At 61.6% G+C, this 25,967-nt stretch carries 22 protein-coding genes and 2 pseudogenes; 13 read left to right on the top strand and 11 right to left on the bottom strand.

Features of this window, described 5'->3' with window-relative positions; translation table 11 throughout:
- Nucleotides 1-189: 189 nt before the first annotated feature.
- From AC0L3L_RS06555 to AC0L3L_RS06565, 3 genes and pseudogenes are all read right to left on the bottom strand, one after another.
- Nucleotides 190-810: a TylF/MycF/NovP-related O-methyltransferase gene (locus tag AC0L3L_RS06555; protein WP_473636981.1), complete on the bottom strand. Its 621-nt coding sequence runs from the start codon at nt 808-810 to the stop codon at nt 190-192.
- A 512-nt stretch (nt 811-1,322) separates the two neighbouring features.
- Complete coding sequence (locus AC0L3L_RS06560; protein ID WP_473636982.1) at nt 1,323-1,949, bottom strand: transglutaminase-like cysteine peptidase; 627 nt, start codon at nt 1,947-1,949, stop codon at nt 1,323-1,325.
- A gap of 951 nt (nt 1,950-2,900) precedes the next feature.
- A pseudogene (locus tag AC0L3L_RS06565) lies at nt 2,901-3,315 on the bottom strand (PIN domain-containing protein).
- Between the two features lie 201 nt (nt 3,316-3,516).
- Here AC0L3L_RS06565 and AC0L3L_RS06570 point away from each other — a divergent pair.
- From AC0L3L_RS06570 to hutC, 8 genes are all read left to right on the top strand, one after another.
- Nucleotides 3,517-4,290 (top strand): SDR family NAD(P)-dependent oxidoreductase, encoded by a 774-nt coding sequence (locus tag AC0L3L_RS06570; protein ID WP_473636983.1) that lies wholly within the window; start codon nt 3,517-3,519, stop codon nt 4,288-4,290.
- 121 nt (nt 4,291-4,411) lie between these two features.
- Nucleotides 4,412-5,557: an ABC transporter ATP-binding protein gene (locus AC0L3L_RS06575; RefSeq protein WP_473636984.1), complete on the top strand. Its 1,146-nt coding sequence runs from the start codon at nt 4,412-4,414 to the stop codon at nt 5,555-5,557.
- 35 nt (nt 5,558-5,592) lie between these two features.
- Nucleotides 5,593-6,699, top strand: a complete 1,107-nt coding sequence (locus AC0L3L_RS06580; protein ID WP_473636985.1) for an ABC transporter substrate-binding protein — start codon at nt 5,593-5,595, stop codon at nt 6,697-6,699.
- 65 nt (nt 6,700-6,764) lie between these two features.
- Nucleotides 6,765-7,709 carry an ABC transporter permease gene (locus AC0L3L_RS06585; RefSeq protein WP_473636986.1) on the top strand — a complete coding sequence of 315 codons (945 nt, stop codon included), beginning with the start codon at nt 6,765-6,767 and terminating at the stop codon, nt 7,707-7,709.
- Complete coding sequence (locus AC0L3L_RS06590; protein ID WP_287217312.1) at nt 7,706-8,506, top strand: ABC transporter permease; 801 nt, start codon at nt 7,706-7,708, stop codon at nt 8,504-8,506. Before AC0L3L_RS06585 ends, AC0L3L_RS06590 begins: the two co-directional genes overlap by 4 nt.
- Nucleotides 8,507-8,541: 35 nt before the next feature.
- On the top strand, nt 8,542-9,864 hold the full coding sequence (gene hisD / locus AC0L3L_RS06595) for a histidinol dehydrogenase (RefSeq protein ID WP_473636987.1): 1,323 nt from the start codon (nt 8,542-8,544) through the stop codon (nt 9,862-9,864).
- Between the two features lie 6 nt (nt 9,865-9,870).
- Nucleotides 9,871-10,875, top strand: coding sequence for a zinc-dependent alcohol dehydrogenase (locus AC0L3L_RS06600; protein WP_473485134.1), 1,005 nt, complete (start codon nt 9,871-9,873; stop codon nt 10,873-10,875).
- Nucleotides 10,872-11,603: a histidine utilization repressor gene (gene hutC, locus AC0L3L_RS06605; protein WP_473636988.1), complete on the top strand. Its 732-nt coding sequence runs from the start codon at nt 10,872-10,874 to the stop codon at nt 11,601-11,603. Before AC0L3L_RS06600 ends, hutC begins: the two co-directional genes overlap by 4 nt.
- A gap of 200 nt (nt 11,604-11,803) precedes the next feature.
- Here the strand turns inward: hutC and AC0L3L_RS06610 are convergent, their stop codons facing one another.
- The 3 genes from AC0L3L_RS06610 to AC0L3L_RS06620 all read right to left on the bottom strand — a co-directional run bounded on the left by AC0L3L_RS06610 (nt 11,804) and on the right by AC0L3L_RS06620 (nt 16,197).
- Nucleotides 11,804-13,147, bottom strand: a complete 1,344-nt coding sequence (locus AC0L3L_RS06610; RefSeq protein WP_473636989.1) for an SLC13 family permease — start codon at nt 13,145-13,147, stop codon at nt 11,804-11,806.
- Nucleotides 13,148-13,259: 112 nt separating this feature from the next.
- Complete coding sequence (locus AC0L3L_RS06615; protein ID WP_473636990.1) at nt 13,260-14,780, bottom strand: malonate--CoA ligase; 1,521 nt, start codon at nt 14,778-14,780, stop codon at nt 13,260-13,262.
- Nucleotides 14,781-14,802: 22 nt separating this feature from the next.
- Entirely contained in the window at nt 14,803-16,197 is a 1,395-nt protein-coding gene (locus AC0L3L_RS06620; RefSeq protein ID WP_473636991.1) for a malonyl-CoA decarboxylase, read from the bottom strand.
- Between the two features lie 188 nt (nt 16,198-16,385).
- Here AC0L3L_RS06620 and AC0L3L_RS06625 point away from each other — a divergent pair, with 188 nt between their 5' ends.
- A complete protein-coding gene (locus AC0L3L_RS06625; protein WP_473485133.1) occupies nt 16,386-17,036 on the top strand; it encodes a GntR family transcriptional regulator in 651 nt (216 codons plus the stop codon).
- Between the two features lie 139 nt (nt 17,037-17,175).
- Here the strand turns inward: AC0L3L_RS06625 and AC0L3L_RS06630 are convergent.
- The 5 genes and pseudogenes from AC0L3L_RS06630 to AC0L3L_RS06650 form a co-directional block, all read right to left on the bottom strand.
- Nucleotides 17,176-17,355: pseudogene (locus AC0L3L_RS06630) on the bottom strand (IS110 family transposase); the annotation flags it as partial.
- Between the two features lie 160 nt (nt 17,356-17,515).
- Nucleotides 17,516-18,082, bottom strand: coding sequence for a transglutaminase-like cysteine peptidase (locus tag AC0L3L_RS06635; protein WP_473485132.1), 567 nt, complete (start codon nt 18,080-18,082; stop codon nt 17,516-17,518).
- 216 nt (nt 18,083-18,298) lie between these two features.
- Nucleotides 18,299-18,715 carry a hypothetical protein gene (locus AC0L3L_RS06640; RefSeq protein WP_473636992.1) on the bottom strand — a complete coding sequence of 139 codons (417 nt, stop codon included), beginning with the start codon at nt 18,713-18,715 and terminating at the stop codon, nt 18,299-18,301.
- Between the two features lie 449 nt (nt 18,716-19,164).
- Nucleotides 19,165-21,333, bottom strand: a complete 2,169-nt coding sequence (locus AC0L3L_RS06645) for an amylo-alpha-1,6-glucosidase (protein WP_473636993.1) — start codon at nt 21,331-21,333, stop codon at nt 19,165-19,167.
- 90 nt (nt 21,334-21,423) lie between these two features.
- Complete coding sequence (locus AC0L3L_RS06650) at nt 21,424-21,675, bottom strand: hypothetical protein (RefSeq protein WP_473636994.1); 252 nt, start codon at nt 21,673-21,675, stop codon at nt 21,424-21,426.
- 588 nt (nt 21,676-22,263) lie between these two features.
- Between AC0L3L_RS06650 and AC0L3L_RS06655 the strand changes: the two genes are divergently transcribed.
- The 4 genes from AC0L3L_RS06655 to AC0L3L_RS06670 all read left to right on the top strand — a co-directional run bounded on the left by AC0L3L_RS06655 (nt 22,264) and on the right by AC0L3L_RS06670 (nt 25,959).
- The gene (locus tag AC0L3L_RS06655) at nt 22,264-23,019 is read left to right on the top strand and encodes an ABC transporter ATP-binding protein (RefSeq protein ID WP_473484783.1); all 756 of its coding nucleotides are present in this window, start codon (nt 22,264-22,266) and stop codon (nt 23,017-23,019) included.
- Nucleotides 23,012-23,758: an ABC transporter ATP-binding protein gene (locus AC0L3L_RS06660; protein ID WP_473526386.1), complete on the top strand. Its 747-nt coding sequence runs from the start codon at nt 23,012-23,014 to the stop codon at nt 23,756-23,758. The genes AC0L3L_RS06655 and AC0L3L_RS06660 overlap by 8 nt, the downstream gene beginning before the upstream one ends.
- A 46-nt stretch (nt 23,759-23,804) precedes the next feature.
- A complete protein-coding gene (locus tag AC0L3L_RS06665; protein ID WP_473526387.1) occupies nt 23,805-25,001 on the top strand; it encodes an ABC transporter substrate-binding protein in 1,197 nt (398 codons plus the stop codon).
- 70 nt (nt 25,002-25,071) lie between these two features.
- Nucleotides 25,072-25,959 carry a branched-chain amino acid ABC transporter permease gene (locus AC0L3L_RS06670; RefSeq protein ID WP_473484777.1) on the top strand — a complete coding sequence of 296 codons (888 nt, stop codon included), beginning with the start codon at nt 25,072-25,074 and terminating at the stop codon, nt 25,957-25,959.
- Nucleotides 25,960-25,967 lie beyond the last annotated feature (8 nt).

The following is a 25,967-nucleotide window of genomic DNA, read 5'->3' on the forward strand; positions in this document are numbered from 1 at the left end:
ATTCGGCAATCTGAAACCTCAAATCAGGGGAAATTGTTAAACAGAATCAAAGCATTCCGAGTTCTTCACGGACGACTAGCTATAGAGAGGACTTACGGCACGTAAAGATATCGGTCGTCGACGAGATCGTTGAACAGTTCTTCAATGCATACTTTGCTCCGTCGTCGCCGTAGCCGCAGCCATTCAGCGCTAGCTTGCCTTTACGACAATCGCCTGCCCCGTTGGGAGTTCGATGATGCCTTCAGGGCGGCTTTCGAAGAATTGATCAAAGGCCTTTCGGGCTCCAGGACAAAGCGCAGAGCCGTAGTCGTCACAAATGATCATGCCATTCGCGCACACCCGATCGTAGAAGAAGGCAAGCGCGTCACGTGTCGGCTCGTATAGATCGACGTCAATATGGACCAGGGCGAAACGCCGGTCGGATACGATGGAAAAAGTGTCTGGTATCCATCCCACATGAAAAGTGGTGTTGCTGAAGTCGGAAACATTCTCTCTGGCTACCTTCTCGTCGGTGCTGAGATTGCCGGACTTCCATGGCGTTCGGCCGTTTAGCTTGCGATCCTCTGCGGTTGGTTCGGAGAGGCCAGCGAACGAGTCGAAAAGGTGGTAGTGCCGTGGCCGAAGATCGCTCATCAGCATGAATATCGTCGACCGGCCTTGCCTTACGCCGCATTCGGCCACATCGCCATCGATACGCTCGATCGATCGCAAGCAGCTTTGCAGGACGAAAGCCCGGGGATCAGGAATCCCGCGGATGTTTTTGACCCGCTGCAGCGCCTTTCGGAAAAACGGCTGGTCCTTCCAGACCATATGACTGGAATAAACATAGAAGCCGTATTTGTCGGCCTTCTTCTGAGAGACCTTATACTAAGCCACGCCTCTGCGTTTTTTCGAAATAACAGCAAGCGCCGCGTCTCTCAATTTCATCGGTACCAGCATTTTCGGTATGATCATAAAAACGGGCGGAATCGAAAGCTCTGCCGGCATCAGACGCGGAATGAAGTCGAGTTCCGGCTGAAGGACATGGGCTTCTCGAGCGCCGCAAGAAAGCACTTTCCGGTGCCCGTAATAAGGCAACGTCGAGGTTGGAACTCGCATGGGGTGCGACTCAAGATCACGGGTCACGTGCCTGGGCCTAATCAGGAAATAGTCGATCCCTGCCGGGCTGTCGGAGTTAACTCACTGCCAGGCTCGCGCCGTGCGCGCAGTTGATGGCACCGGCGTCTCGTTATCACATGTTTGCATGCAGCCGGATCAACGCCCTGCGGCAGGTGCGCGTCGAAAAGCAGAGGCTCGTCATCGCGCTTGCGGCGGCGAGAGGTTTAGTCGACCGCACCGACCAGGACGTCGCGGTATTCAAGTATCGCGACCCAGCGCCCGGTATCTGTGGACGATTGCCTTTTTAAAAATCTATATCCAGTTTTCGACCAAAGCTTCACCTCGTCGTTGAGGTTGTCGAGCACATAGTCGCCTTTGTCGGTCTTGACCGTCAGCACTGCGTGCCCCTCGCCGTCCTTCTTTTTGACGACGGTGATCAGAAGGTTCGAGAGCGATATGCCCTCCAAATTGAGCATCCGGCGCTTAAGCAGGACGTAGTCCTCGCAGTCGCCGATCGCGCTGTCAGGATAGGACCAAAATTCCATCGTGCCGTGAACGGCAAAATCGCTCACGGGCTTGATCGATCTATTCACGAGTTTGGTGACGGACGCGAGCTGGTTTTCCATGCCTCTGCTCAAAAGGACTGGAGGGACCCTGCCCGTTCGTATCCTGCATTCTGAGGCATGCCTTCGGCAGAATTCAACGTGGCCGACCGGGATGGAACTCCGCTGCCCGGTGGCCATAGCACCAGACACCGCATCGGCCGAAGCTTTCTCCATCGGCGTCGCGGACATCATCAAGCCCAACAGTAGGCCGGCACATAGCCATGCCCGCGGTATCACCAATCCCATTCGCCCCGCCCAAGGTAACGACCCGAAACAAAATTTAATATCGCGTTACCATCTTTTCACGGGCACATCAACGCATCCGACACACAATTTACAGCTACGGTCGCGAACCATCACCAACGACTGAATGCTGGACGCCGCGCGGTCAGCGCCAGGGAATTTCCATGGCCACTGGAAGACCCTCGCGTGTTCTCGCATGACCGCATCGGCGCACCTGCGCTTATCGACGAGCCCAATCATGGGGGATTGTGCGCCTGTACGTCACCGAGGTTCTTCAGCAGCGCCGCTTACGGGACCAGATGACGACGCCGACACGTATTTGGCTGCCCAAACGTGGACAGACGGCCGAGAAAAAGTTGTAGCCAAATTTGTCGAAGCGACCGAAGGCCAAGAGCTACGGCGCTCTCGCGTAGATTTCGCATACATTCGGATACATTTCGATGGCACCCGGGCAAACCTCTGCGACAGGCGTAGCGTAAGTTCCAATCGTGAGCAGGAAGGCTCGTCATGGTGACGAGACAGAAGGCCGACAGCGGTTTCGCAAGCAGGAGTCGATAGCGCGCAAGGCGCCGATTGGCCGGTCTGCTCATTCGAAGAAAGGAAAATACGATGAACAAGCTTGTAACGGCTATCGCCCTCCTTGCCATGTCGACGGGAGTCTCGCTCGCTGCCAATCAAAACCCGGATCGCGACCCGACCCGCGGATTCGTTACTGGCGTCGACAACAGCGGAATGACCTTAGACACCAGTCACACGGCTTCCTTGCCTCCACCCGTGGTAGCCCCGAAGGAAGGACAGCCACAGCCCGGCAAGGTTCCTAGGGGTCGTGCACCATGGGCGGGCCGTTAATATACCGAGAACTTGCCTTCCCATGCAAAACTGTCCAATCACCCGCAATGCAACGAGGGTGGTTGGACAGGGGCGCAAGAAAATCCTGCCGCCATATCCGACGGGTCAGAACTCCCACGGAGAGAACGACTTGAGACCAGTCGTGCCGAAGACACCCAAATTCCGCGTCGCCAAGCGGCCGCTATTCACCCTTGAGATTGCAGCAATCATGCCGTCGGGCGCCGACATCCCGCGGCCCTGCCGCACGGCAGTATCCATGATTTCCCCATAGGTCATCGCGGCTTCCTCAGTCAGCCCGAAGATCCGATCGGCGAACCCGCGACGCCAATCCCGACAGTCCCTGCTCCAAACGCTCGGCACGCTGATCGGGTCGAATTTCCTGGATGCCGAAGGCGATCTCGGCGATCGTCACGGCTGGAAGCGCAAGTTCAGAGTCGTGGCGGACCAACCATGCGATCACGGCAGGATCGGGCGACTTCTTCAGCGTCTCGGAAATGACGTTGGTATCAAGGAAGATCAAAGCTCAGGTCCAGGATGAACCTGCCGATTACCCCGGATCACTGCTTCTTGCCATCCAACAGCTCCGTGATCGTCGGCCGGCGAAGATCGCGCATGAAGCAACCCCGGCAATAGCGCAGGATGTATAGACAACCGGCCGCAACTGGTGTTCGTTTCCAATCCGACCTTATGCAATTTCGAAAAATACAGGAGCCGTGACAGCATGGACGCCGCTCCCTTGTTCGACCTGACGGGAAAAAAAGCGCTGGTGACGGGCGCCAGCCGCGGCATCGGCCAGGCCATGGCGGAGGCGCTCTCCGCGGCTGGTGCGGACGTCGCTGTGACCGCCCGCGACGAAACATCCCTTCGTGAAACGGCGGAGCGAATTAGCGCTAACGGGCGAAGGTCGCTTTGCCGGTCTCTCGACGTGCTCGACACCGATCGTATCCGCGTGGTGGTCGATGAGGTGGCGGATGTCTTTGGTGGGCTCGACATCCTGGTCAACAACGCCGGCTATGAGCAAGTCCAGCCCTCGCTCGACGTCGACGAAGCAGTGTGGGACCGCATCGTATCGACCAATCTGAAGGGCGCCTTCTTCTGTGCGCAGGCCGCGGCGCGGCGGATGGCTGCCGGCAACAGCGGTGGCGCGATCATCAATCTTTGCTCGCTGACCTCCTATGTCGGCATTCCGACCGCGGTGCCTTACGGTTCATCCAAGTCTGGGCTCCTGGGCATGACGCGCGCGCTCGCCGCGGAATGGGCATCGCTCGGCATCCGCGTCAACGCCATCGCTCCGGGGTATTTCCATACGGCGATGACGGATGCTTTTTATCAGGATCCCGACTGGCAGACGGCGATGCTGGCCAAGATCCCGCAGCGGCGCTTCGGCACGATGCAGGATCTGGCCGGAGCCGTCGTGTTCCTGGCCAGCGGGGCATCCGCCTATGTCACCGGGCATTGCCTCCCAGTCGACGGCGGTTATCTCGCATCCATCTGAGCGACTGAGGTGTGGTGCAACAAGAACCGTGTAGACCCGACGGCTTGTATATGGTTGTATATACCACCTCGCAACGCCGAACGTTCTTGCATGCGGACGGCGACAAACAAGGGGAACCGCAATGCAGGAGCCTTTCCGGGCCGTAGCTTCACGCGAAGCGGAAGGCGGCAGGGAAATCGCAGTCACGGTCCGCAACGTCGGGATGGACTTCGATGGGGTTCATGCCGTCAAGAATGCATCCTTCGATCTGCCGAAGGGCCGGTTCCTCACCATTCTCGGGCCTTCTGGGTCCGGCAAGACAACCCTCCTGCGCATGATCGCCGGGTTCCAGACCCCGAGCAGCGGCGAGATCTTCATCAACGGCGAAGCGGTGAGCGCGGTGCCCCCGCACAAGCGGTCGATCGGCATGGTCTTTCAGAGGCTTGCATTGTTTCCACATATGACGGCGGCCGAGAATGTCGCCTTCCCGCTGAAGATGCGTCGGCGCGACGCACGCACCATTCCCGAACGCGTCGAGCGATATCTCGAGCTGGTCCGGCTCGGGGGCTACGGCGGCAGGCGCATTCACGAACTTTCCGGCGGACAGCAGCAGCGCGTCGCGATCGCGCGCGCGCTGGTGTTCGAGCCCGACCTGCTGCTTCTCGACGAGCCGCTCGCTGCACTCGACCGAAAGCTGCGCGAGGAAATGCAGCTCGAATTCCGCCGCATCCAGCGCGAGCTCGGCGTCACCACGATCAACGTCACCCATGACCAGCGCGAGGCGCTGGTGGTTTCCGACGACATCGTCGTTATGGATCAGGGCGAGATCCAGCAGAAGGCGCAGCCGATCCACACCTACCGCCAGCCCCGCAACGCCTTCGTCGCCAATTTCATCGGCGTCACCAACTTCATTGCCGGCACGGTACGGGCCGTCTCGGAAGCAGGCGACGTCTCCATCCTTCGAGGTGATCTGATGCTTGCCGGAAAGATCGGCGATCCGGTCAATCCACCTGCGGAGGGCGACAAGGCGTCGGGAGCGATCCGCGCCGAACAAATCCGTCTCGCCGGCGATGCTGCGCAGCTGTCGAAGCTCGATTGCATGCTGGCCGGGACTGTGGCCGACACCATCTTCGAAGGCGAGCGCATGGTCTACGAGGTAGCCTGCGCCGCGATTGGCGACGAGGTCATTCGCGTTTTTGACCATGATCCCGCCGCGCACACGCAGTTCGACATAGGCGAAAGCGTGTTCCTAGGGTGGAATGCCAGGGACATGCTTGTTTTTCGATAGAACCGGAAACCGGTCAAACCCAGAGGAGAATGCAGATGAAGCGCTTCAAGCCGACATTATCCCATCTTTCCCGCAGAACCTTCCTTCAGGCCACCGCCGCGCTCGGCGGCGCCTCAGCGCTCGGCCTGCGCGGCGCCTATGCGCAGGAACCGGAAAAGCCGGCGGAGATCATCGTGCGCGCCTGGGGCGGCAGTTGGGTGGATAGTTTGAAGGCCGGCGTGTCCGACAGATTCACCAAAATGACGGGGATTGCTGTTCGTCACGACCTGACCGAAGACAATGAGATCCAGCCCAAGGTCTGGGCGGCCGTAGCGCAGAACCGGGTCCCGCCGATCCACATCAACTGGGACACCACCACCAATGCTACGAAATCGGCACTGCGCGGCGTGACGGAAGACCTCTCCGACCTGCCGAACCTCGCCAATGTGACGGACCTTGCCAAGCCGGCCGGCCTGGAAGGCTTCCCGATCGTCAACACCTACGGCTATGTCTATGTGCTTGCCTATCGGCCTGCGGCATTCCCGGACGGACCGCCGAAGTCGTGGAAAGACCTGCTCGACCCGAAGTTCAAGGGGCGGCTTGCCTTCTACAATGACGGCATCGGCTTCCATTTCCCAGCCCAGGTCGCCGGTGGCGGCAAGCTGGAGGACATACCCGGCAACATGCAGCCGGCTTGGGATTTCATTACCAAGATGAAGGCGCAGCAACCGCTGCTGGGCGAAGATCCCGACTTCACCACCTGGTTCCAGAACGGCGAGATCGACGCCGCCTGCACCATCTCGACCAACGCCCGAGAGGCCCGCAAGAACGGCGTGAAAATCGAATGGGTCGTGCCGGAGGAGGGTGCGAAATTCGACACGGACGGTTTGTGGATTCCCAAGGGCCTGCCGGAAAACGAACTCTACTGGGCCAAGCAGTACATCAACCATGCGCTGACCAAGGAAGCCCAGCAGGTCTGGCTGGACGGCCTCGGCTTGCCGGGCGTGGTGCCGGGCCTCACACCGCCGAAGGATCTGGTGGGCGATCCGTCCTATCCGACCACCGAAGCGGATTTCCAGCGCCTCATCCGTATCTCCTCGAAGGTCCAGGTCGAGAACGAGAGCGAGTGGTTTTCCAAGTTCAAGGCGATCATGCAGGGCTGACGCCGGGTCGGCCGGTGCTGCGCTGGCGGCACCGGCTCCTTCACGACGTCGGATACGGATTTTTCATGCGGGCAGCCAGGACAGCCTATCCCCTGAAATGGCGCATCATGGATGCGCTGGAAGGCATTGCCGCCGCCATCTGGCCGGCTCGGTTAAGGCGCGCCACGCCCTATCTGATGCTGCTTCCGGCGGTGCTGCTGGTCGGACTGCTCGCGCTCGGACTCATCCAGATCGCGGACGCCAGCCTGCGCACGCTCGACACCACCACGTTCCAATTCTCGGACGACTATTCCATCACCAATTTCCGGCGGGCGCTGACAGAGCCACTGTTCCTCGTTGTCGCGCAGCGCAGCCTCATCGCCGCCCTGATCGTCACCACTGTGACACTCGTCTTCGCCTTTCCCTACGCCTATCTGATGGTGCGCACGCGTTCGCCAGGATTGCGCAAATTCCTGCTGATTGCGCTGTTTCTGCCGTTCTTCATCGGCCAGGTTGTGCGTGCCTATGGCTGGCTGATCATCTTAGGCAACCAGGGCATGGTGAACGAGGCACTCGGCCTTGTCGGGGTCGCCCCGATGCGGCTCATCTACAACTATCCCGCCGTGCTGTTCGGCCTCGTCCAGTACATGCTGCCGTTTGCCGTGCTGATGCTGGCGCCGGCACTCACCGCCATTCCCGAAGAGCTGGAGGCGGCCGCTGGATCGCTCGGCGCGAACTGGGTTCGCACGTTCATCCATGTCGTGTTGCCACTCGCTCGTCCGGGCTTCATCGGCGCCGGCGTGGTGGTGCTGACGCTTTCGCTCACCGATTTCGCAGTCCCCGCAATCCTTGGCGGCGGCTCGCAGGACTTTATCGCCAACGCCATCTACGACCAGTTCTTCCGAACGTCCGACCAGGGCCTTGGTGCGACGCTGGCGCTTATGCTGGTCGCGCTCGGGTCAATCCTCGTCGGCTTGGTGTTCGCGCTGTTCGGAGCCGGAACGCTTGCGATGGGGAGGTCACGGGCGTGAGCGGCTCGCGCAGCAAATCCGTTGTCTTGTGGACCCTGGTTACGATCGCCCTAGTGACGCTTTCGGCGCCGACGATCGTCGTGCTCGGCGCTTCCTTCACCGGCGGCAACATCATCACGTTTCCGCCGGACGGGCTGTCGCTGCGGTGGTATGCGCGCATTTCGCAGGCCTCCGACCTGCGCAACGCTTTCCTGCGCACCCTCCAAGTTGCGACGGTCTGTACGATCGTTGCGATTCCCGTGGGCACGCTGGCCGGCATCGCGCTGGCGAAATATGCGGTGCGTTTTGAGAAGACGATCCAGATCTATCTGCTGCTGCCCTTTACCATCCCGCTGATCGGATCGGGCATCGGCCTCATGCTGATTTTCGGCAACGCCGGCATTCTCGGCCAGCTCTGGCCGGTCGGCATCGCCTGCTGCGTCATCAACCTTCCCTTCATGATCTGGGCGGTGACGGCGAGTGCCACCGGGCTTGACCCGGACCTGGAACTGGCCGCCGCCAATTGCGGCGCGCCGCCGCTCCAGGTGTTCTTCTCCGTCACCCTGCCGGCGGTTATGCCGGGGGTGATCACCGGCTCGCTGCTGATGTTCATCCTTGCGCTCAACGAGTTCCTGGTCAGCCTGCTGCTCGTCGATGCCCGCATCGTGACGCTGCCGGTGCTGATCTACAACTCCATCCGCTCGATCATCACGCCGGATCTTGCCGCGATCTCCGTGGTCTTCATCGCCTGCTCGGCTGTCGCCGTCTTCCTGCTCGACAGGCTGGTCGGGCTCGACATCTTCCTGAAATCGAAATGAGGAATGCCGGCCCGCCGGGCCGAAAAGGAAATCCTATGCCAAACGTATCGTTCCACGACTTGAGCCAACTCGACGCCGCCGGTCGAGCGGCACTGATGCGGCGCTCAGAGACCGATCTCTCTGGCTTTATGGAGAAGGCCGCACCGATCATCGAGGCGGTCCGAACAGAAGGCGACGCCGCGCTCGTCCGCTTCGCCCGCGACTTGGACAAGGCAGATCTCGATGCGGCGCGGCTGAAGGTCAGCCCCGCCGAGTTCGATGCCGCCTTCGGCATGGTGGACGAGGACGTGGTCGCCGCCATTCGCTTCGGCATCGACAACATCCGGCATTTCCACGAAGAGCAGAAGCCGGAAGCGATGTGGCTTAAGGAAATGCGGCCCGGCGCCTATGCCGGGGACCGCTTCACGCCGATCCGCTCGGTGGCGCTCTATGTCCCGCGCGGCAAGGGGGCGTTCCCTTCGGTGACAATGATGACCGCAGTGCCCGCCGTCGTGGCGGGCGTCCCGGAGCTTGCTATCATGACGCCGCCAGCGGCCGATGGTTCAGTGGACGCAGCGACACTGGTTGCGGCGCGCCTCGCCGGCGTCGAAACGGTCTACAAATGCGGCGGCGCGCAGGCGGTCGCCGCGGTCGCCTACGGCACAGAGACGATCAGGCCCGCGCTCAAGATCGTCGGTCCAGGCAGCCCTTGGGTCGTTGCGGCCAAGCGGCTGCTTGCGGGAGTCGTCGATCCAGGCCTTCCCGCCGGTCCGTCGGAAGCGATTATCCTCGCCGACGACAGCGTACATGGCGGACTGGCCGCGCTCGACCTCCTCATCGAGGCGGAGCACGGGCCGGACTCGTCGGCCTATCTGGTGACCCACAGCCGCCGCGTGGCGGAGGAGGCACTGGCGGCGCTGCCCGAGCACTGGGCGCGCATGACCGATCAGCGGGTAGCATTCTCCACCGCGGTGCTGACCGGTGCCTGTGGCGGCATCGTGCTGACGGCATCGATCGAGGAGAGCTACCGTTTCATCAATGACTACGCACCTGAGCATCTGGAGATCCTCTCCACCGATCCCTTTGCGCACCTTGGCCACATCACCGAAGCCGCCGAGATCCTGATGGGGCCGCACACGCCGGTTTCGATCGGCAATTTCGGGCTGGGCCCCAACGCCGTGCTGCCGACCAGCCGCTGGGCGCGTACCTGTGGACCGCTCTCGGTCACGGATTTCGTCAAGCGCTCTTCCATCGGCTACGTGACGGCGACGGCCTATCCGGAATTCGCGCGTCATGCCCGCACGCTTGCCCGCTATGAAGGCTTTTCCTCGCACGAACACGCCGTTTCCGATGTGCGCGACCGATATTTGGTGCGGTAGCGGATGATGAAGGCGGCCAGACTCCATGCGGCGGGCGACTTGCGGGTCGAGGATGTGCCGTCTCCCGGCGAACCAGGGCCTGGCTGGGTGCGGCTCAGGGTGACGGCCGCCGGCATCTGCGGCTCCGACCTCCACAATTTCCGCACCGGTCAGTGGATCAGCCGCGCGCCGAGCGTCGTTGGACATGAGTTCGCCGGCGAAGTGACTGCCGTGGGGGCCGGCGTGTCCCAGGTGGCCCTCGGAGACCGGGTCGTCGCCGATTCGCGTTTCTGGTGCGGCGAATGTCCTGCTTGCCGGGCCGGCCTGCATAATGTCTGTGCCACACTGGGCTTTGTAGGCGAGGTCTGCGACGGCGGCTTCGCGGAAGAGACGGAGCTGCCGGCGCGGCTGCTCCTGCGCCATGACCCCGCGCTCGATCCCGCAATCGCCGCCATGGCGGAGCCGCTGGCGGTCACCCTGCACGCAGTGCGGCGGCTGTCGGCGCCGGCCGGGGCGCCAGTGCTTATCGCCGGTTGCGGCCCGATCGGCGGGCTGGCGGCGCTGCTCCTGTCGCGGCGCAGCGAGAGACCGGTCCTCGTCGCCGACCGCAATGCGGCACGTGCGGATCTCGTGGCCGAGGTGAGCGGCGCGACCGTCGTCGACCTGGACATCCTGTCCCACGATCCCAACTTGCGCCATGCCATCGACGCGACGGGAAATGTGACGGTGATGGCGCGGCTGCTCGATCGTTTGGCCGGCGGCGGCACGCTGGCGCTGGTCGGCATTTCGCATGGCCGCCTCGACCTCGACCCCAACTTCCTGGTCGAGCGCGAGATCGCGCTTGTCGGCTGCCACGCCTTCGCCGACGAGCTTGCGCCGGCCGTAGCCATGCTTGGCGATCTCGCCCCCGCGTTGTCGCGTTTCGTGGCCGAGGAGATCGCGATCGGCGAAATTCCCGCCGCCTACCACCGCCTGATCGCAGGTGCGAGCGGCGGCCTGAAGACCATCGTCCGAATGGAGAGAGGGCGATGATCAAGCTTCCCGAAACTGCCGGACCGCTCTACGAAAAGGTCAAGGACTACGTGCTTGGCAACATCGGCAGCGGCAAATGGCCGAAGGACCGCAGGCTGCCTTCCGAAAACGAGCTGGTCAGCACGCTCGGCGTCTCGCGCATGACCGTGCACCGGGCGCTGAGGGAACTGACATCGGAAGGCCACCTCCTGCGCATCCAGGGCGTAGGCACCTTCGTGGCGCCGCCGAAACCGCAATCTGCTCTCATCGAAATCAGGAACATCGCCGGCGAGATCGCCGCGCGCGGCGGACGCCACAGGGCCGAGGTCATCGTGCTCGAGAAGATCCGCGACCCGGCGCTGGACCTCATTGTCGCCTTCGAGTTCATGCGCCGCAGGCCGGTCGCCCATTCGATCATCGTGCATTTCGAGGACGATGTGCCCGTCCAGCTTGAGGAACGCTTCGTCAATTCGGCGCTCGCACCGGACTACCACCGGCAAAATTTTGTTGCGACCACCACCTACGACTATCTGCAGCGGGCGACGCCGCTGACGGAAGTGGAGCACGTGATCTCGGCCGTCGCCGCCGACGAGGTGGCCGCCGGCCGTTTGATGATCCGGCCAGGCGACCCCTGCCTGCTCCTGCATCGGCGGACCTGGTCAGGCGCGGCGGTCGCCACCGTCAACAAGCTCACCTATGTCGGCAGCCGCTATTCGCTGGGCAGCCGCTACGCGCCCTCGCCCGCCTGAGCGGGGTCACGTAGCCAAACCGGGCGGGGCACCCTATCGGCCCAACGGCTGCTTTGATAGGGAATCAGTTCTGCCTGCGCCGGCGTTTTTCTTGTTGACGCCGACCAGATCAGGTTCGGGGTCAAGCCTGGCCGCCGGTCAAATTGCACCGGAGCGGCCAGACTGATTGGGAATGTCCTGGAAGCGGCCGACCGTTCAAACTAACCGGGGACCACGAAAACCAGCCAGGCGATGACAGGGCCGATGATGGCGATAAGCGCGCTGTAGATCAGCAACGTCTTCAGCACGCTCTCGCGCTCTGCTTCCCGGGCATTGGCGACGACCAGCGCGCCGTTGGTCGAAAACGGACTGGTGTCAACGATGGTGGTGGAGATCGCGATCGCGGCAACCACACCTATGGCACTGATCTGTCCCTGCAGGAGGAAGGGCACGGCCAGTGGAATGATGGCTCCCAGCAATGCCGTGGACGAGGCGAATGCCGATACAATGGCGCCGGTGAAGCAGAGGAGGAGTGCAACCAGCAGCGGCATGCCCAGGCTTGAAATGCCGTGGGCGACGTAGTCGATCGTGCCGATCTTCTCCATGACGCCGACATAGGTGATGATGCCGGCGATCAGGAGCACCGTCGACCAGCTGACCTTGTCGATCGCTGCCTTTTGGGTCTTCGGCGAGAGGAGTGCGAGCGCGACCGCAACAGTGATCGCCACCAGGCCGACATTGAACTTGAAGACAAGTGCGCCGACCGCGAGCGCGGTTAGGCCGATTAATGTCGTCAACCTTTCCGTAGTCAGGCCGGAAAGCGCCGACACATTTTTTGTCTGCTCCTCAAAGACGTGATGGCTGATCGGAGTAGCCGGCGTGCCGCCGTGGCCGACGATTGACTGCGTCACGCCCTCGGGGTGGAGGTCAGGCAGCGGTCCCGACGCCATCGAATACTTACGCAGCACCTTCGAGCCGCCGAAGAGGAAGAATACGAGGACGGCGATGGCCAGGTTGAAGAAGAAGCTGGAGAGAAACAGTGATGTCGGCGCGAACGGCAACCCCGCCTTTTCGACGATCTGGTTGGTGATGCCACCATAGACGCTGATCGGCGAAAAGCCGCCCGCCTGTGCACCGTGAATAACCATCAATCCCATCATGACCGGATTGATGCGGTACTGGAACGCAAAACCCAGCGCCACCGGGGCCAGGATGGCGACCGCCGCAGGTCCGAGCGCACCGAAGCCGGTGATGACGGCGGCGACCAGGAACATGACCCAGGGAATCCACGCCACATGTCCGCGCACCAGTTTGACCGCGCCCTCGACCAGCCAATCGATAGTACCGTTGATCTGGGCGATGGCGAACAGGTAGGTAATGCCGACCAGTGTCAGGAAGAGGTCGCTCGGGAAGCCAGCAAATATTTCCGCCGGCTTCATGGCCATGATGAGCGAGCCGACCAGAAAGGCGCATGCGAAGGCGAGTGCGCCCATATTGATCGGCTGGATGGTGGCGATCACGAACATGCCGACCAGCAGCGCGATCGACAGAATCTGGATGTTCATAGCTTCCTCCCTCGGGAAACGCCTTCAGGCGCCCGTTCTCATTTCCATCGGTTAGTAGATCAGCCTGCGTTGGTCTCGCTCCCAAGCACCAACGCAGGGTAGTCAGCGCCTCCTAGGAGGCGGGCATGTAAAGGTTGCTGAACCGGTCGCGCAGAAGATTCTTCTGCACCTTTCCCATGGTGTTGCGCGGAAGGTCCTCGGCGAAAATCACCCGTTTCGGCTGCTTGTAGCGCGCGAGGCGGTCGCGCAGCGCGTTGAGCACGGCCTTTTCGTCCATTGTGGCACCGGGCTTGAGCACCACGATGGCCGTCACCCCCTCCCCGAAATCCGGATGTGCAATGCCGATGACCGCACTCTCGGCGACACCGACGAGTTGATCGATCTCACCCTCGACTTCCTTCGGGTAGATATTATAGCCGCCGGAGATCACCAGGTCCTTGTCGCGGCCGACGATGTGGAGATAGCCCGCCTCATCGATCTTGCCGAGGTCGCCGCTGATGAAATAGCCGTCCTTGGTGAACTCCGCCGCCGTCTTTTCAGGCATCCGCCAATAACCTTTGAAAACGTTCGGGCCCTTGATCTCGATCATGCCGGTTTCGCCTGGTCCGAGCGTCTCGCCCCTGGCCGGATCGGTGACCCTCACCGACACGCCCGGGAGTGGGAAACCTACTGTCCCTGCCCTTCGCTCGCCGTCATAGGGGTTTGAGGTGTTCATGTTGGTCTCGGTCATGCCGTAGCGTTCGAGAATGGCGTGACCGGTGCGCTGCTTGAATGCGGCGTGCGTTTCAGCCAGCAGCGGCGCCGAGCCGGAGATGAAAAGCCGCATATTGGCAACGGCGTCGCGGTTCAGGCCCTCATGCTGAAGCAACCGGACATAAAAGGTCGGCACGCCCATCATCAGCGTCGCCCGCGACATCAGTGGAAGGATTTCGCCAGGCTCGAACTTTGGCAGCAGAAACATCGAGGCGCCGGAAACCAGAGTGACATTGGTCGCCACGAAGAGCCCATGCGTGTGAAAAATCGGCAGCGCGTGGATCAGCCGGTCGGCTGCGGTCACGTGCCAGCATTCGCGCAGTGCTATTGCATTGGACAAAAGATTGTCGTGCGTCAGCATTGCGCCCTTGGAACGGCCGGTGGTCCCAGACGTGTACAGGATCGCGGCGAGATCGTCAGGCGCGCGCGCCGCGTCGAGAAAATCGGCAGACTCGTCCCTGGCCAACTCCATGAGCGACCCGGCGCCGTCCGCATCGAGCGTTTCGACAATCGCGCCGTAGCCGTTCGCGATCCGTTCGACATCAGCTCGCGACTTCGAGGAGACGATGACGAGCCGCGGTTCGGCGTCACCGATAAAATAGTCGAGTTCAGCCAGCGTATAGGCGGTATTCAGCGGCAGATAGATCGCCCCGCAGCGCACGCATGCGAGATAGAGCATCAGAGCCAACGGGCTCTTGTCCACCTGGACCGCGACGCGGTCGCCTGGGCGAACGCCGAGCACATCAATTGCGCTGGCGATCTGTCCGGAGAGCCGCAGCGCATCTCCATAGGTCCAACGCTGACCATCAATAGTCTCGATGAAAATCGACTCGCCTGACTTGGCGGATGCTCGCATGGCGTCGAACAGGTGATTGCTCATTGAACTCCTCCCAATTTGCTTATTAGGTTTTCTGCATTTCGGTGCGGCGTCGACGAACCGGGACGCCGATACTGGTGTCGGCCGAAGCGGTTGCCGCCAGTTTTCTCACCTGCGGCGAAGCAGCGATCTCGCCATGTTGCGCCAAGGCTTCATGGTTCGCCTCGATGTCGTCCAACTTGTAAAAGTAGTTGACCATCAAGCCGTGGGACTGCCGCATCGCCTTGGCGGAGCGATCGGCGAGGAAGTTCAGCCGTTCAAGGCGAGCGCCGTTGCCCAAATGAAAACGCGCTACAGGATCGACCGGCCGTCTGCCGGTGGCACGTTCCTTGACGAAATAGCGTGCGGCGAGCGGGAGGAGCACAGCTTCAACGACCCGTGCCTTCTGCGGATTGTCCGCCCAGCTCGGATCGTCCAGCAGCTCGAGCGTCTTGAGGGCCTGATCATCGAGGCTCGGATCGGTCGCCTTGCGCAGTCTTGCTAGCCAGCCAGCGAAACCCGGAACCGGCGACAGCGTCACGAAGGTCTTCAAGCCCGGCAGGTCGCGGCGCAAATCCTCCACCACCTGCTTGATCAGAAAGTTCCCGAAAGAGATGCCGCGCAGTCCGTCCTGGCAGTTGGAGATCGAATAGAAGACAGCGGTGGTGGCGTCCTGGGCCGTGATCGGCGAACGGTTTACATCGAGCACATCAGCGATGGCAGAGGGAATCGCCTTGGTCAGCGCAACCTCAACGAAGATCAGCGGATCGTCTGCGAGACGCGGGTGGAAGAACGCAAAGCACCTGCGGTCGGCTGGAGCTAGCCTCCGCCGCAGTTCCTCCCAGCCGGCGATTTCATGCACAGCCTCGTATCTGATGATCTTCTCCAGGATGTCGGCTGGCGTCGACCAGTCGATCGGACGCAGGGTCAGAAAACCGCGGTTGAACCATGAGCCGAACAGGTGGGCGAAGTCGGCATCGACGGCGCGAAACGGCTCCGTCGCGTCCTTCATGGCTAATAGGCGCTCGCGCATCTCCACCAGTCTTGCCGTGCCTTTGGGGGCCAGGTTGAGTCTGCGCACCAGTTCCTGGCGACGCGGCTCGGCGGCCTGGTGCAGTTCGATGACGGCGTCCGAACTCCTGTCGCTGCGGTAGCGCTCGATGGCTTTGTCAAGCTTGGCGATGTCTGGGCCGAACTGTTCGTGCAGCATACGCACGAAGTCTTGCTGACCGACCGCGTCCAGTTGGGCCCAGCGCTGAAGGACCTCGGCGGCCAATGCCATGCCCGAGGCTTCGCCCCGGCTCGACAAAAGCATGTCGCAGAGCGTGTCGATATTCGTCTCGGCTTGGATCGGCTCGCTGCGCGCGCCTGCCGCAAGCAGCCTGCGGCCGCGATCGGTGATGCTTTGCACCATATCGCTAAAGAACGAGATACCTGCCATGTCGGAGTCCTCCTGGCAAAGTCGAAATCGGCGCAAAAGACCCTCCGCGCGCTCGCGGTGCTACTGCTCGGTTGAATCCGCCAATTGTGTGCGACTTGCCTATTGTGGTATCGTTATTAAATGCGATTGTGCGCAAAGTCAACTATCTTGCATACAAGAATGCGCGTAATGCATTTTGGAGTCCGAAAATGTCAGGGAATGTTGTTCAACGCCTACGTGACGAGATCGAAAACGGCATCATCTCGAACGACTTCGCCCCCGGTGCACGACTAGACGAGGTGCAATTGGCAACACGCTTCGGCGTGTCGAGAACGCCGGTGCGCGAGGCGCTGATGCAGTTGAACGCGATCGGGCTGGTGGAGATCCGGCCGCGCCGGGGTGCCGTGGTGATCGATCCGGGACCGCACCGCGTTTTCGAAATGTTCGAGGTGATGGCGGAACTTGAAGGTTTGGCCGGTTCGCTGGCCGCGCGACGGTTCACCGATGCCGATCGCACAACCATCCTGGCCGCGCATGCAGATTGCGAGCGTTCGTCCTCGGCCGGCGACAGCGACCTCTACTATTACGATAACGAACGTTTTCACAAGGCTATCTATGCTGCCAGCCACAGCGGTTTCCTGGCCGAGCAGTGCGTCGCACTGCATCGCCGTCTGCAACCCTACAGGCGTCTCCAGCTTCGCGTGCGCAACCGCGTTGCCACCTCGTTCGCCGAGCATGGCGCGATCGTGGAAGCAATCCTAGCCGGCGACGCGGAGCGGGCGCGCACGCTCCTGCGCCAGCATGTCAGCATCCAGGGCGAGCGTTTCAGCGATCTTGTAGCGACGATGGCGAGCAGATAGTGGATCGCCCAGTGGTTCCCGAATACAATGTTACGCGACTTTTGGCGAACAAACATCGATCATTCCTATAGCGGCTTCCCTCACATGCTGCCGATTCGCGTTTCGTGATAGGCTCAGTTGCGCCATGTGTGGACGTCAGCCGGACCCGGTGAAGCACCATGATGCTCTGCTGCTCATCGCTCCTTGATCTCGACGACCGCATCGTCGGCCGGGTGATCGCCTCGGCATCGGCAGCATCGTTCTTCTGGCGCTTCACGTACGGCTTGACATAGCTCGGCGGCATCAGGCGGGCATCATGGACGGTCAATTCGCGGCTCCACGACCATCAGGTCATAGTCATAGTCGGCCTTGCCCTTGATGCGCTCCGGCGGTGACGGCATATCCCATTTCAGCATTGCGAGTTCGCGCTCGCCAAAAACGCGTGCCCGAACGATCTTGAGGGACCGCAGCACAAGCGGTTGCGCGAGCCGCAGACGCGCCTACGGTTGTCCGGCCTTGCCTATCCGCTCCCACACCTTGCCGTTCGACTGTGACTGGCGTGCAAAGTAACGGTAGGACGTTCGCGACCAGTCCCTGATCGCCGACGTTTTGTTGTCGAGCACCAGATCACCCTGGCTGGTGCGCACTGTCAGAACGGTGTGGCCTTCTTTCCCGCTGCGCGCCACAGTCAGCAGCAGGACAGAAGCCGGCCAGCCGAGCTTGAGTAGCTCGCTTTTCTTGAGGATGGCGAAGTCCTCGCAATCGCCCTGGTCTTTCGGCAAGTCCCACTCGTCGGCCTTGCCCGTGGTGCTGACATCGCTTCGTTCAGCAATGCGGTGGTTGACTGCGGCGTTGACTCTTGCGAGCTCCGCCTTGCGAGGTCCCGTCAAGTCCACAACTTTGGTCTTGCCTCTGGTGTCGCAAAGCGTTTTTTCCTTAGCGCAGAAGGTTTTGAAGGCAGGGGGCGCAAACGCATAGCCCTGCGTCTGCATGGTAGTGCCAGCGCCGGAAGCCTGGGTGCAGGCCGAGAGCAGGACAGCGCATGTGTGCAGCGTCAGAATTCGCATCATAAACGAGGGGCCTCTGTGGTCGCCTCGCAATAGTCGACGCTGAACCTAAAGCAATCCCTCGCGACGCCTTAGCGTCCCGTTTTTGGTTAACAAATTGTAACGGTGACGGGAACATTTGAAACAGTATTCGCGTTTTAGTAGCAATTAATATAATGGAGAGCTAATATGTGTACGCTAGAGTCACTACTCAACAGCACCGGTATAGTGTTGATATCAGCCACCTTTTTTGGAGTGGCAGCAACCGTTCCAGCACGAGTCCAAGAGATCGAGCGGCCCGTACTCACGGCTCAGCAATGCAACCCTCTGACGAACGCTAACTATGAGCTTTGCTGCGTGGCGCTGAACCGGACTGACATTCTCACGGCGGCGCAAATCGACCAATGTCCGCCGATGACCACTGCGCAAATCCAAAGTGTCTTGGCTCCCGACGACAGCGGCGGCGATAATGGCGACGGTGGCGACAATGGCGATGGTGGCGATGGCGGCGATAATGGCGATGGGGGCGATGATGGCGGCGATGGCGGCGGCGGCGGCGGCGATGATGGCGATGATGGCGATGACGGCGATGACGGCGATGACGGCGATGACGGCGATGACGGCGATGACGACGGAAACGGCAACTCCGGCCACGTCAACTCAGGTCCAGGCAATGGCGGTGAAGGTGCTGTTGGCGAGCTAGGCGATCGGGATCCCGGCAGGTCTGGGGAGCATAACAGTGCGCCCGACACGCCCGGCGACAGATGAAGAACCAAAGTCGCGCCGGCTCATTGTGGCTGGCGCGACGTTCGGCCAGAAGGAAAGCCCGGCGCATGCGTGGAGGGCAATGAGGACGGTGGGTGCGCGATCGTGGAAGCAATCCTCGCCGGCGACGCGGGCGCGCACGCTCCTGCGCCAGCATGTCAGCATCCAGGGCGACGTTTCAGCGATCTTGTAGCGACGCTGCGAGCAGATAGTCGTCCGGTTTGGCTTGGGCAGGTACCACCGTACAGTCGGTGCGCTGGCGATCGGCGCAGGTATCAGTTGGGCCGTAGTCGTTGATGGCAGAGTCCGTCACGGAGCACATGGGGAGCCGGCCTGCGCTAAGAGCGCACCACCAGAGGCACCAGACCTTCATGGCGATGGTCGAGATAGCACACAACGCGGTCGCCAATGCGCTCGAAGATGAGATCGACTTTCGCCTCGCCGATGGCCAGATGGCGGATAACAATGTTGTCGATACCGATCGGCAGCCGCGGGCGTTCCACAGTGATCTCGCGCTTCCAGCCGTCGACCCGGATACCCAGGCAGGCCTGCAGCATCATGAACGCGGAGCCTGCCGACCATGCTTGCGGCAGACATGCGACCGGGTAGGCCACCGGTGAATCGCTGGCCGCGCGCGTAAAGCCGCAGAACAGCTCCGGCAGGCGCATGTTGAAACGGACCGCCGCCTCGAACATACCGCTCATCAGCTTCACGACGCTGTCGCGCTCGTGATAGCGGGCGAGCCCGGAGGCGCAGAGTGCAGTGTCGTGCGGCCAGATCGACCCATTATGATAGGACATCGGGTTAAATGGGACCTCGTCGTCGGCCAGTGTGCGAACGCCCCAACCGCTATGGAGATGACCAGAGAGCAGCTGGGTGGCAAGGGCCTGCGCCCGTTCCGCTGAAGGCAGCCCGACATAGAGCAGGTGACCGGCATTGGACGCGCGAACCGCGCATTGCTTGCCTTCTCCGTCGATTGCCAAAGCATAGAAATCTCGGTCCGGCATCCAGAAATGCGTTTCCACCGCCTCACGGATCCTCTCTGCCAGGGCGCTCCAGTGCGCCGCCTTTGCATCGTCGCCGCGTCTGGCGGCCAGCGCGGCCATACCTTGATATGCGGCGAAGACATAACCTTGCACCTCGACCAATGCGATCGGCCCTTTGGGGATCGTGCCGTCGGCATGGAAGATGGCATCGGCGCTGTCCTTCCAGCCTTGGTTGAACAGACCCGTGTCGGCCGCCCTGTTGTAGGTTACAAAGCCTTCCCCGTTGCGGGTTCCGACCTCCTCCATCCACGCAGTGGCAGCGCCCAGCGAGTTCCACATGCGATCGACGAATGCCTCGTCTCCGGTGCGATCGGCGTAGGACGAAGCCAGATAGACATAGAGTGGCGTGGTGTCGACGCCGCCATAGTAGCGGCCGAACGGCAGCTCGCGCAGCACGGCCATTTCGCCCTTCCGGGTTTCATGCATGATTTTGCCAGGTTCGGCATCGTCGAACACAGAGATCTCGGTCGACTGATAGTGGGCAAGGAAGGCCAGCACCCCGCGAGCAAGGTCCGGATTGAGCCAGAGCATCTGTAAGGCGGAAATGACGCCATCGCGGCCGAAAGCCGTCGAAAACCAGGGGATGCCGGCATACGGGTATGGCCCGGTTTCCAGATCGGTCGTCAGCAGCGCGATGTCGGCGCGCGTGCGTGTCAGCCAGTCGTTGAACACGCGGCCGGAGCTGAAGACGGTGGCGCCCTGCCGGCGCTTTGAGCGCATGGCAAAGCGGGCTCGCGCAGCGGCCGCGCGAAAGCGGTCGCTGGAGGGGGTCTCTTCGCTGTGGCCGACCTCCAGGTACAATGCTCTGCTGTCACGCCTTGCCACGAGAATAAGGAAGTCGGCGTGGTTGGGGTGCACCTGATCGGGCTTGATCGAGAATGCGATGACCGATTGACGAGCCACATTGTCGAGGCCTTCATATTGGAACGTTACGCTCGCCTCGCCGACCAGCGCGTCATGCGCGCGGCCGCGGCGGCTACGCGTAGTGCCGCGCACCTCGAACATGTCACGGAAATCGGCGTCGAAGTCGAGCCGAACCGGCAGATCCACCTCGCGCGCGGAATAGTTGGTGAAGGTGATGCGTTCGAACATGCGGTCCTGCCAGATGAACCGCGTCCGGTCGATATGGACGACGCCCGGCAATGCTTCGCTGCCATTCGGCCCGATAGTGGCCAGGTTGGTGAGATTGGCGGTGAACAGGATGTTGTCCTGCGACAGCGAGGCGCCGAGCAGCGACGGCATCCTGCCGCCGATGAACAGGCGGAAGCGCGACAGTACACGCGTGTCGTCGCGGAAAAGCCCGTCGCCGGTGCCGCGTATGTCGCCGTAGCTGTCTGCGACGACGAAGCAATCCTCGTGTTTCAGCGCAAATTGCCGATGCGGCTCGCGCGGTGCCGTTTCGTCGATTGCCGGGAGCGCTACGGCTGGATCAATCTTGCGGTCTTCGAGTTGAGTGGTCATGGTCAACCCCTCCCGTTCAGAAGCGACCAAGGCGGCTCAGGCGCTGATCCGGGCCGGCCGTACGGGCAGCCGAGCCCTCTCCTTGCTCTGTCAGGTAGCCATAGTCATCATTGCGGTATTTTTAGCGCGCTTGTTTTGAGAACCAAGTGCATTCGTTGTGCCCTCCATGAGCGAGCGATAGATCGCCAAGTAATCGCTGCACACGCGCTCGATCGTGAATCGCACGTCAAAAGCTTGTCGCACCCGTGCACGATCAAGGCCGCTTATCCGCGGTGCCGCGTCCACAGCTTCGTCTGGTGTGTCCACGATCAATCCTGACAACTTCTCAAAAGCGAAGGTCATCCTTCAAAAAGCTTCGACGGCAATCCCCTTCCTCGCGTTCATTGCGGTCCTATAGCGCGAACTCTCGAAAGGCCGATATGTTCCCCGCGGGAACAATCGCCGCGTCGAGCAACCGCGGCAATCAGGACAAGAAGGACAAGCCCAACAGAGCAGCCAGGCTGCCGGCAAGGATCCAAACCGCGGCAAGGACAACCCCAACTCGAACTAACGCAGCTAAGCTTTTCGCATTCATCTAGTCGGGCGGCGAGGGATTTCGCACTGCTCGGCCAGGGATGGGGTTCATCGAAGGCCCCGTGCCACAGCGCCGGCAGTCAAAGACCGCAACAGATCCCTGTAAATGCCGCTCGATCGGATGTGATGCCAACCGCACGCCAGCTTCTCGAGGCGAGCCTGTGCCAAGGGCAGTTGACTCAGCGCTTCGTGAAGTTCGAGGCTTCTGAAAATTGCGGCCTTGACGCGATGTGCATTAGGTCGTTTGTTGCGGGCAGGAGTGCCACGGGAGGAAACCATGGAAGTCACCCTGGGGGCGGACAGCCTCGCAGCGCGGTTCCACGTTTTCACGCCGATGACGGGCGAAGGTTCCCGCGCATGAATTCCGGAGCGATCCTCGAAGCAGCGGGATTGACTAAGGAATTTAAGGGTTTCGTCGCTGTCAACAATGTCAACCTGACGGTGGAGCGAGGATCGATCCACGCGCTGATCGGCCCCAACGGCGCAGGCAAGACGACCCTCTTCAACTTGCTGACCAAATTCCTGCAGCCGACGCGCGGCGCGATCCGCTACCAGGGCCGGGACATCACCAGGATGCAGCCGGCCGACATCGCGCGGCTGGGCCTTGTGCGCTCCTTCCAGATATCGGCGGTGTTTCCGCACATGACCGCACTCGAGAATGTCCGCATCGCGCTGCAGCGCCGGCGCGGCGACAGTTTCGATTTCTGGCGCTCCGAGAAAGTGCTCTCCAATTTCAATAGCGAGGCTGCGGCTCTTCTCGCCGATGTCGGTTTGACCGAGTTTTCGGACATCCGCGCCAGCGATCTGTCCTACGGCCGCAAGCGCGCGCTTGAAATCGCGACGACACTGGCGCTGAACCCTGAAATGCTGCTCCTCGATGAGCCTATGGCAGGCATGGCACAAGAAGACATTGAGCGCATCTCGGCGCTGATCCGGCGCATCTCCAAGAACCGCACCATTTTGATGGTTGAGCACAATCTGTCGGTCGTAGCCTCGCTGTCGAACCGCATCACCGTGCTCGCGCGCGGCAAAGTCCTCGCCGAAGGCGACTATGCTGCGGTATCCAAAGATCCGCGCGTTATCGAAGCCTATATCGGGGCCGGCCATGGTTGAAGCTGAACTGACGAGCAGGCCGGCTGTTGCCTCCTCGGCGAGACCCCTCCTCCGCGTCGATGGCCTGCAGGGCTGGTACGGCGAGAGCCATGTGCTTCACGGCGTGAGCTTCGAGGTTGGCGAAGGCGAAGTGGTGACGCTGCTCGGCCGCAATGGCGCCGGCAAGACGACGACGCTGAAGGCCGTCATGGGCATCCTTTCCAGGCGCTCGGGCTCGGTCACCTATGACGGCCGTGAGACGATCAAGCTGCCGTCGCGGTCGATCGCACAGATGGGCATCGCCTACTGCCCAGAGGAGCGCGCGATCTTTTCCAGCCTCTCGGTCGAGGAGAATTTGATGCTGCCGCCGAAGGTGCGCCCCGGTGGGCTCAGCGTCGAGCAGATTTTCGAGCTTTTCCCGAACCTGAAGGAGCGGCTTTCGAGCCAAGGCACCAAGCTTTCGGGCGGCGAACAGCAGATGCTTGCCATCGGCCGGATTTTGCGGACCGGCGCGAAGCTCTTGCTGCTCGACGAGCCGACCGAAGGGCTTGCACCCGTCATTGTGCAGCAGATCGGCCGCACCATTGCCCGGCTCAAGGAGGAGGGATTCACGATCGTGCTCGTCGAACAGAATTTTCATTTTGCCGCGTTGGTCGCGGACCGGCACTACGTGGTGGAACAGGGGCGCGTGATCGACACGATCCCCAACGACGAACTCGACGCCAACATTGACAAGCTGCACGCCTATCTCGGTGTCTGAGGCAATCATCAACGGCGCATTGCGCCGCAATCGGAGGGAAGTAGCGATGAAAAAAATGGGATTTATTCTGGCTTCAACGGCGAGCCTGCTGATGGCAGGCGCGGCCTACGCCACGGATGTCAAGATCGGCGTTCTGAATGACCGTTCCGGCATCTATGCAGACATCGCCGGCGAAGGCTCGGTCATCGCCGCCCAGATGGCGGCGGAAGACTTCAAGGCGGCGGACAAGGGCATCAATGTGTCGATCGTCTCCGCCGACCACCAGAACAAGCCGGACGTCGGCTCGAACATCGCCCGCCAGTGGTACGACACCGAAAATGTCGATGTGATCGCCGACGTGCCAACCTCGTCGGTGGCGCTCGCCGTCAACGAGATTACCAAGGAGAAGAACAAGATCTTCCTCGCCTCGGGTCCGGCCTCGTCGGACCTCACCGGCAAAGCCTGTTCGCCCAACACCGTCCACTGGACCTACGACACCTGGGCGCTTGCCAACGGCACCGGCTCGGCCATGGTCGCACAAGGCGGCGATAGCTGGTTCTTCGTCACGGCGGACTACGCCTTCGGCCACGCGCTCGAGCGCGATACGTCGAAGGTCGTCGAAGCATCGGGCGGCAAGGTTCTCGGCGCCGTCCGTCATCCTTTCCCCGGCCAGGATTTCTCGTCCTTCCTGCTGCAGGCGCAAGGGTCGGGTGCCAAGGTCGTCGGCCTCGCCAATGCCGGCGGCGACACGATTAACGCGGTCAAGCAGGCGTCGGAATTCGGCATCACACAGGGTGGCCAGGCGCTCGCCGCCCTGCTGATGTTCATCAATGACGTGCATGCGCTTGGCCTCGAAGTGGCGCAGGGCCTCGTGCTCACCGGCGCGTTCTACTGGGACAAGAACGATCAAACGCGGGAATTCTCTGCCCGCTTCCAGGAGCGGAATGCCGGACAGAAGCCTTCGATGATCGAGGCCGGAGTCTACGCTTCGGTCCTGCATTACCTTAAAGCCGTCGAGGCCGTCGGCGACAAGGACGCGGCCAAGGTGATGGCCAAGATGAAGGAAATGCCGACCGATGATCCGCTGTTCGGCAAGGGCACGATCCGCGCGGACGGGCGCAAGCTGCACGACATGTATCTGTTCCGCGTCAAGAAGCCGGACCAATCGAAGGGGCCATGGGATTATTTCGAGACGGTGGCCACCATTCCGGCCGACAAAGCGTTCCGCCCGCTCGCCGACGGCGGCTGTCCGCTCGTCAAGTAAGCGAGCCTCGCCAACGAACGCGCCGAGCCGCTCGGCGCGTCCTTTCGTCGACAAGTCAGCCGGAGCGACCATGTTCGAACTGCTTGGAATTCCGCCGCAGGTCCTGTTCGGCCAGTTGCTGCTCGGGCTGATCAATGGGTCCTTTTACGCGGTTCTGAGCCTCGGGCTGGCGGTCATCTTCGGTCTCTTGAACATCATCAATTTCACGCATGGCGCGCAGTACATGCTGGGCGCCTTCGGCACCTGGATGCTGCTCAACTATCTCGGCGTCGGCTACTGGTGGGCCGCGTTCATCGTGCCGCCGATCGTCGGCGTCACCGGCATTGTGCTCGAGCGCGTGCTGATCCGACGACTCTATCACCTCGACCATCTCTACGGTCTGCTTCTCACTTTCGGCCTGGCGCTGATCATCGTCGGCTTCTTCCGCCAGTTTTTCGGCGTATCCGGCCTGCCTTACCCGCCGCCGCCGCTTCTGACCGGCGGGCATAATCTCGGTTTCATGTACCTGCCAAATTCGCGCGCCTGGGTGATCGTGGCTTCACTCATCGTGTGTCTCGCGACCTGGTTCATTATCGAAAAGACCCGCCTTGGCGCCTATCTCAGGGCAGCGACCGAGAACCCGACCATGGTCGGCGCGTTCGGCATCAACGTGCCGCTGCTGGTCACGCTCACATATGGTTTCGGCGTCGCACTGGCGGGTTTCGCCGGCGTGCTCGCCGCGCCGATATACGCAGTCAATCCGAACATGGGGGCAGACCTGATCATTGTCGTCTTCGCCGTCGTCGTCATCGGCGGCATGGGCTCGATTCTGGGCTCGATCCTCACCGGCTTCGGGCTTGGGCTGATCGAGGGTCTGACCCGCGTGTTCTATCCGGAAGGCTCGGCCGTGGTGATCTTTGTCATCATGGCGCTCGTGCTACTCGTCAAGCCCGCGGGTCTGTTTGGGCGGAGTGTGTGATGACAACC

The organism is Mesorhizobium sp. WSM4849 (assembly GCF_055811385.1).